Raw genomic sequence first — 6,294 nt, 5'->3', positions numbered from 1 at the left:
ACACTATTGAGTTCTCAAACATCATCCGCACACCCGTCACATCGAATTCATCTATTCTCTGCTCTGAGCGGCTGGAGTTCATACTCTAGCTAACAAGTTTATCCCTTGTCAACTAGGAGTTAATCTCCGTGTCACCAGCGTCTCGCGGCGACTTCGATAAATATACGCACAGCCCCAAGCTTCAACAAATCGCCTGGTTAACAGCACTTTCCTTAACCTTCGGCGGCCGGTGCAGATACTCTGTCCCAGAAACGACGAATCCCGCCGCACAAGGCGACGGGATTCGCATGCAGTCATCTAGCGAAGTCGAGAGCTCTAATTAGTTCAGCTTGGCACCGGCAAAGTTCTTCTTACCGCGACGAAGCACCAGCCACTTACCGTGAAGCAAGTCTTCGTCCGCCGGCTCCCAGTCATCGGCTTCAATACGCTGGTTATTGACGTAGGCGCCACCTTCCTTGATGGTGCGTCGAGCCGCGCCCTTGGAATCTGCCAGACCAGAAGCAACCAACAGATCAACGATGGAGCGCGGTTCACCGGCAGCTACCTCGGCCACGGTGGTTTCAGAAAGCGCACCCGCCAGCGTCTGCTCATCAAGGTCAGCAAGCTCTGCTTTACCGAACAGCGCTTGAGCAGCAAGCTCGACAGCCTTGGTGGCTTCCGCGCCGTGGACCAGTGTGGTCATCTCCTGGGCGAGACGGCGTTGTGCCTCGCGACGGAAAGGTTCATTAGCAACCTTCTCCTCGTATTCAGCGATCTCTTCCTTCGACAGGAAGGTAAACCACCGGAGGTAGTCAATAACCACGGAGTCACCGGCATTGAGGAAGTACTGGTACCACGAGTAAGGCGACGTCTTTTCCGGATCGAGCCAGAGCTTTCCGCCGCCGGTAGACTTGCCAAACTTTTGCCCCTGGGCATCCGTCACCAACGGGACGGTGAGTCCGTGAACCTTGACGCCCTTGACGCGGCGATTGAGGTCGACGCCAGACACGATGTTGCCCCACTGATCGCCACCGCCAATCTGCAGGACGCAGCCGTACTCCTCGTGGAGGTGAACGTAGTCATTGGACTGGAGGAGCATGTAGGAGAACTCGGTGTAGGAAATACCGTCGGACTCCAAGCGGCGCTTGACGGTATCACGGTCCAACATGGTATTCAGCGAGAAGTTCTTGCCGACATCACGCAGGAAATCAATGACGGTCATCTGCGAGGTCCAGTCAGCATTGTTGACCATGGTGGCTGCGTTCTCGCCCTCAAAGTCAATAAACTGGCGCAGCTGCTTCTTGATAGCCACCATGTTCTCGTTGATGGTCTCCTGCGACAGCATGGTGCGCTCCCCTACGTCGCGTGGGTCACCGATTTGGCCCGTTGCGCCACCGGCCAAAGCAATCGGGTGGTGGCCAGCTTTTTGGAAGCGGCGCAGCATAATCATCGGAACGAGGTGACCAGCATGGAGGGAGTCACCGGTTGGATCAAAACCGCAGTACAGGGTAATGGGCTCTTCGCAAGCCTCGCGCAGTGCGTCAAGGTCGGTGGACTGGTTAATGAGGCCGCGCCACTGCAGCTCATCGATGATGTTCATGAATGCTCCTTGGAAAGTCGATTCGGTGCTGTGAGAATTAGTTCTGGGGTGGCCACGGTACTGCGTGGTCTACCAGCATGACGGGAATGTCGTTCTCAATGGGATAGGCCACGCCGAGGCGTTCGTTGACCAAAACCTGTTCTTCGGCCAGATAGTTCAGCGGACCTTTATCCTGCGGACATACCAAGATGTCGAGCAGCTTCGAATCGAGACTCATAACCGCTAACCCTACACCTCCTTGGATTCGATGGATGGAAGGGTCCCGCCGTATTCGAGTTTGAGAGCCATGGAATGGTTGCGCAGGTTGCGTACTGAGTTTTGGGCAATGGCGTCTCGAATCTCGCCCATCTCTCGGCCTAGGATCCCCAGCGATTCGCTCATTTCCTCGACAGCCACTGGATTCTTCAAGTCCGTGACGTCGAGGTAAGAATTCACCAGCTCCTTAGAGTGTTCTTCAATCATGTCCCGCACGAGGGCTTGCTGGTGTGGGGCATCGTCGAGGCGGTGCCAATTGTCTAGGACCCACACGGCCGAGTCATCGAACGAGTCCCACGCTTTCTTAACAGGTCCGGGCACTTTGGACTGCTTCAGGTTGTATCGGACGCCCTCCAATGAGCTAATCAGTTGACCTGCACCCGAGGTGGGGGCCTCAATAGCTTTCTCCTGCTTTGGCGGCGTCACGAATCCCGCAGCCGCACCTGTGCAGACCGCGACCAGTGGCCACAAGAAACCTAAACCGCCACCAGTCAACACGTGAAGGACGATAACGAGCGCCGTTACCGCAACGCCGACGACGATCTTCCGCGAGTTCAGTGTGTTCATAAGGTGTAGGTCCTCCTGGGGATAGGTGGAGATTTTTACTGGTAAGCGCGGATTTCCTCGAAGGCCGCGGCGAGGTCACCGTTGAGCGCATCGAATGTCTTGCCGCCCGTGAGCTGAGCAAGCTCCTCCATCTCTTGAATGTTGGCTTCACCATACAAGATGACAAAGACCGGGATCTCCTTTTTCTCTGGGGGAAGCTGCTCATAGGCCTCCTTAAATTGTGCAAAAGTACGCCCACGCGTCACTTCGCCATCAGTCATGAGCACCACGGTCCCAATCTCGCCGCTGCTGGTGTCTACCTCGTTGAAGGCATTGAGCACAGCCTCGAACGTCGCCGTATCGCCATCCGCCACGAGTCGATCTACGCGATCAGCAAGCTCTTTTGTGGTTGCCGGGTTCTGCAAATCGACTCGCGCGCGAGTCGGCTGCTGCGGCTCAGAAGAATATGGGATGAGCTTGATCTGCTCACGGTTACGGAAGGCTACCTGACCTTCACCGTCTGGAGAGCCGTCAGCTGAGCCGTCGATTAGCGGGCGCAGACTATTCTTGAGCAAATCAATGCGCTCGCCCTCCATGGAGCCCGAGGTATCCAAGACCAGCGCCGTGTTGCCAGGGTTACGCAGCTCGTGAGCAAAGGCATCCTCCAGTGCGCTTACGGTTTGTTCATTGGCCGGGTACGGCAGCTCGAAGATGGTCCCGGGCATGTCAGAATCGTCCACACGCAGGTGGTAGCTCCTCAGCTTCTCTGGGTGTTCAGCAAACCACTCGGCAAGTGCCTGCACCTTACCTTCAGCCTCCTGGTCTGGGGAGCTGGCGAGAGCCGACAAAGGGTAGTCCGCCGAAATCACGCCATCGGAGGGGATGACCACCTCAAGATCGACGCCCTCATCCTTGAGCTGGTACAGCACTGATTCATAATTAAGGATGGCGTCGGCCTGCTCCGGATGCTCGCGGAACCTATCAGCCAGCCAACCCGACGATCCCGACGTTAAAGTCTGGTTACTGAAGAGTTTCTGGACCTTGCCCGTGGCCTGGCGGATATCCTTCTCCGTAAGCGCGCGCCCGGTGTCCGCGAAAGCAGTGGTCGCAGCCGATAGCGCGGAGAAGCCCGAGTTTGAGGTCGAAGGATCGGTCATACCGAAGGTAATCCCCGAGTCAGCAATCTCCTGCCACGTTGGTTGCTTCGTGGTCCAGCCCTTTTCCTTAGCCACGGAAGGCTGCACACCGAGTACCACGGGGGATCGCGCCACACTGTGTTCTTTGCGCAGCTTCTCATCGGCACCAATGATGCGCGCATAACGATTGGTGGCAAACCACGTGGCATCATAGGATCCGTCGAAACCGCCTTGTTTCAGGCTGCGGGAATTCGCCAGCGTCCCATCCTCGGTGGTCATGGTGATATCGAAGCCGAGGTCCTGGGAGGCGTCGTCAAGCACCGGCTCCAGAGGCTTAAGCTCCGTGGCCGCCACAATGTTGAGGCCACCGCTGAAGGACGAGCCGGAACCCGGCATATCCACATCATCGAACAAGTCACCTGCCGAACAAGCCGTCAGCGCCATGGCGCTCAGCATGACGAGCAGGACTTTTAAAGACCGAAACATTCCCTTGTACCTTCCTGATGCTTTCCTTGCGGGGCCTTAGCCAACCACTCGCAAAATCTCTTCATAATCCGCCCACCGCAGTGGGGTGGTATCGCCACCATCCACCGGGATCTGGTAGTTATCTGAAGGCTCAATATCGGCAATGAAGTCCGAATTCTCCGAGCCCAAGCCAAGGTTCTCCGCGACTGCTGGGATTGCGTCATTCATTGCTGTGACGAACAATGCGCCCTCGTCAGTACGTGGAAGGACGATGCTGCTTAGTTTCGTCGCCGGTTTCAACGCCAACAGCGTATAGCCGGATAGATCCTTGCCCGCACGTTCTAGATACACGTACTGCTCCGCGGTGGTCAATACCATAGGCATTTCGCCCTTATCCACACGGAGGAAAGCATCGAGGATGCCCTGATCGGTGGTTTCGCCATACCCCTGATCAGCAACGAGGCGGCGCATGATGTCATCCGCCTGCGCGTTGATCTTCTCCTTGCTACCGCTGCCCAGTTCCTTTTCCGCATAATTCGCGGCCGCGGTGTGTACGACCCGGGCATAGCGCAGTGCGGCAAAGGACTGGTCCACCTGTGGCACCGCCACATCCACCACGCGCGGCGAGCCGAAGGACGGGCTGATGTCCCGCCAACGAGTGTCTTTCTGGGACATCTCCACCAGCGTCTCTATATTCAGCGCTGCCTGATTGTCGTATCCCGAAACCAAATCGTGGTCCCTCATGTCCTCGACAAGCTCGCTATGCACCAGCACCAAAAGCGGCTTACCAAAAAACATCGGGGATAGGTCATCCCTTCCGGCTAGTTCCGGATGGGCATCGCGCACATCGGAGGTCCATGTAGCGCCGTTAGGATCCGCGAGCACAAAGTCATAATCTTTGTCCAAGCTACTGCTTCCCTCAACGAAGTCCCGTGCCGGTAGGACATCGAGCTCGAGCTCGATATCGTGCTTTTCCATCGCCTTCGTTGTGGCCGGGTCCTTAAAAACAGCCTCCAGCTCTGGGCTAATGGCGCCCTTAACGTGGTGCGTAGTTGTCGAAAAGCCAAAGCTCGGAAGGGAGCTACCTCCGCGACCTATCACGACGGATACCACAGCGAGCGCAAGGAAAACCGCGGCGATCACGAAGGACTTGGTGCGCTTCTTCGATGATGAGCTGCTCATGTTCTAAATCATAAAGTGATTTTCTTCTCACCGCTGGATTCGCGGCGGGGTAAGGGGAGAAACAGGCTCCCCCCCTTTCCGTGCGCTCTGGTTAAAGAAGAGAAGGTACGTTCGCGACCAACGAGAAAAGGTCCTTCGGGTCGTCGGGGTTCGCGATGATGTCGATTTCGGATTCCAAATCTGTACCCTTGACGGAATCACGCAGGTAGCGCAGTGCAGAAAAATCATTGATGGCAAATCCGACATCATCGAAGAGCGTAATCTGCTCATCATTATCGCGCCCGGTGGCCTGGCCGGTGAGTACCTGATAGAACTCGACAACCGGGAAGTCCTCCGGCTTCTGCTGAATCTCTCCTTCGACGCGTGTCTGCTCTGGGAATTCAACAAAGACCTTGGATTTATCCAGGATGGAGCTTTCGAGCTCGGTCTTGCCCGGGCAATCACCACCGACGGCATTGAGGTGCACGCCCGGTGCAACGTGGCGCTCGGCCAGAATCTGGTTTTGAGCCTTGTCCGCGGTGCAGGTGGTAATGATATCCGCGCCCACAACTACCTCGTCAACGCTCGAGGCGGCCGTAATGTTGAAACCCAGCGGTTCCAGATTGCGTCGGAATTTCTCTACGGCCTCAGGGTCAATATCGTAGATGGCAATGTCATCGATTCCCATCACTCCACGGAAGGCAAGGGCCTGGAACTCGGACTGGGAGCCGGCACCCACCATGGCCATGCGCTTAGAATCCTTCCGGGCCAGGTACTTGGCCACCATGGCGGAGGTCGCGGCCGTGCGTAGTGCAGTAAGCAGCGTCATTTCAGCTTCGAAGGTGGGGTATCCATTGTCAACGTCCGCCAACACGCCGAAGGCAGTAACCGTCTGAAAACCGCGGGCGGGGTTGGAAGGGTGACCGTTAACGTATTTGAAGGAGTACTCCTTGCCATTGGAGGTCGGCATGAGCTCGATAACACCAAAGGGGGTGTGGGAGGCAACGCGCGCAACCTTGTCGAAGCGCTCCCATTCGCGGTAGTCGGCTTCAAGGTAGTCCACCATCCCGGTGATGATGTTCTCGACGCCTTCGCGCTGAATCCAGCGCGCCATATTCTCTACATCAACAAACTTAACTACAGGCTTCATCA

At 56.6% G+C, this 6,294-nt stretch carries 6 protein-coding genes; all 6 read right to left on the bottom strand.

All coding sequences use genetic code 11. The features are described from left to right. Nucleotides 1–319: 319 nt before the first annotated feature. A complete protein-coding gene (tyrS, locus tag HMPREF2526_RS02750; RefSeq protein ID WP_070545702.1) occupies nt 320–1,579 on the bottom strand; it encodes a tyrosine--tRNA ligase in 1,260 nt (419 codons plus the stop codon). A 37-nt stretch (nt 1,580–1,616) separates the two neighbouring features. Then, nucleotides 1,617–1,796, bottom strand: coding sequence for a Trm112 family protein (locus HMPREF2526_RS02745; RefSeq protein WP_049154615.1), 180 nt, complete (start codon nt 1,794–1,796; stop codon nt 1,617–1,619). 11 nt (nt 1,797–1,807) lie between these two features. Beyond that, nucleotides 1,808–2,401: a hypothetical protein gene (locus HMPREF2526_RS02740; protein ID WP_046648514.1), complete on the bottom strand. Its 594-nt coding sequence runs from the start codon at nt 2,399–2,401 to the stop codon at nt 1,808–1,810. A gap of 35 nt (nt 2,402–2,436) precedes the next feature. Then, on the bottom strand, nt 2,437–4,002 hold the full coding sequence (locus HMPREF2526_RS02735) for a vWA domain-containing protein (protein ID WP_049154614.1): 1,566 nt from the start codon (nt 4,000–4,002) through the stop codon (nt 2,437–2,439). Nucleotides 4,003–4,038: 36 nt separating this feature from the next. Then, the gene (locus HMPREF2526_RS02730; RefSeq protein WP_070545699.1) at nt 4,039–5,163 is read right to left on the bottom strand and encodes a hypothetical protein; all 1,125 of its coding nucleotides are present in this window, start codon (nt 5,161–5,163) and stop codon (nt 4,039–4,041) included. A gap of 91 nt (nt 5,164–5,254) precedes the next feature. After that, entirely contained in the window at nt 5,255–6,292 is a 1,038-nt protein-coding gene (locus tag HMPREF2526_RS02725; RefSeq protein ID WP_070545696.1) for an ornithine cyclodeaminase, read from the bottom strand. Nucleotides 6,293–6,294 lie beyond the last annotated feature (2 nt).

The sequence above is a fragment of the Corynebacterium sp. HMSC070E08 genome, from assembly GCF_001808895.1.
GTDB classification, from domain to species: domain Bacteria; phylum Actinomycetota; class Actinomycetes; order Mycobacteriales; family Mycobacteriaceae; genus Corynebacterium; species Corynebacterium hiratae.
This window is presented reverse-complemented; position numbering and strand designations above follow the sequence as displayed.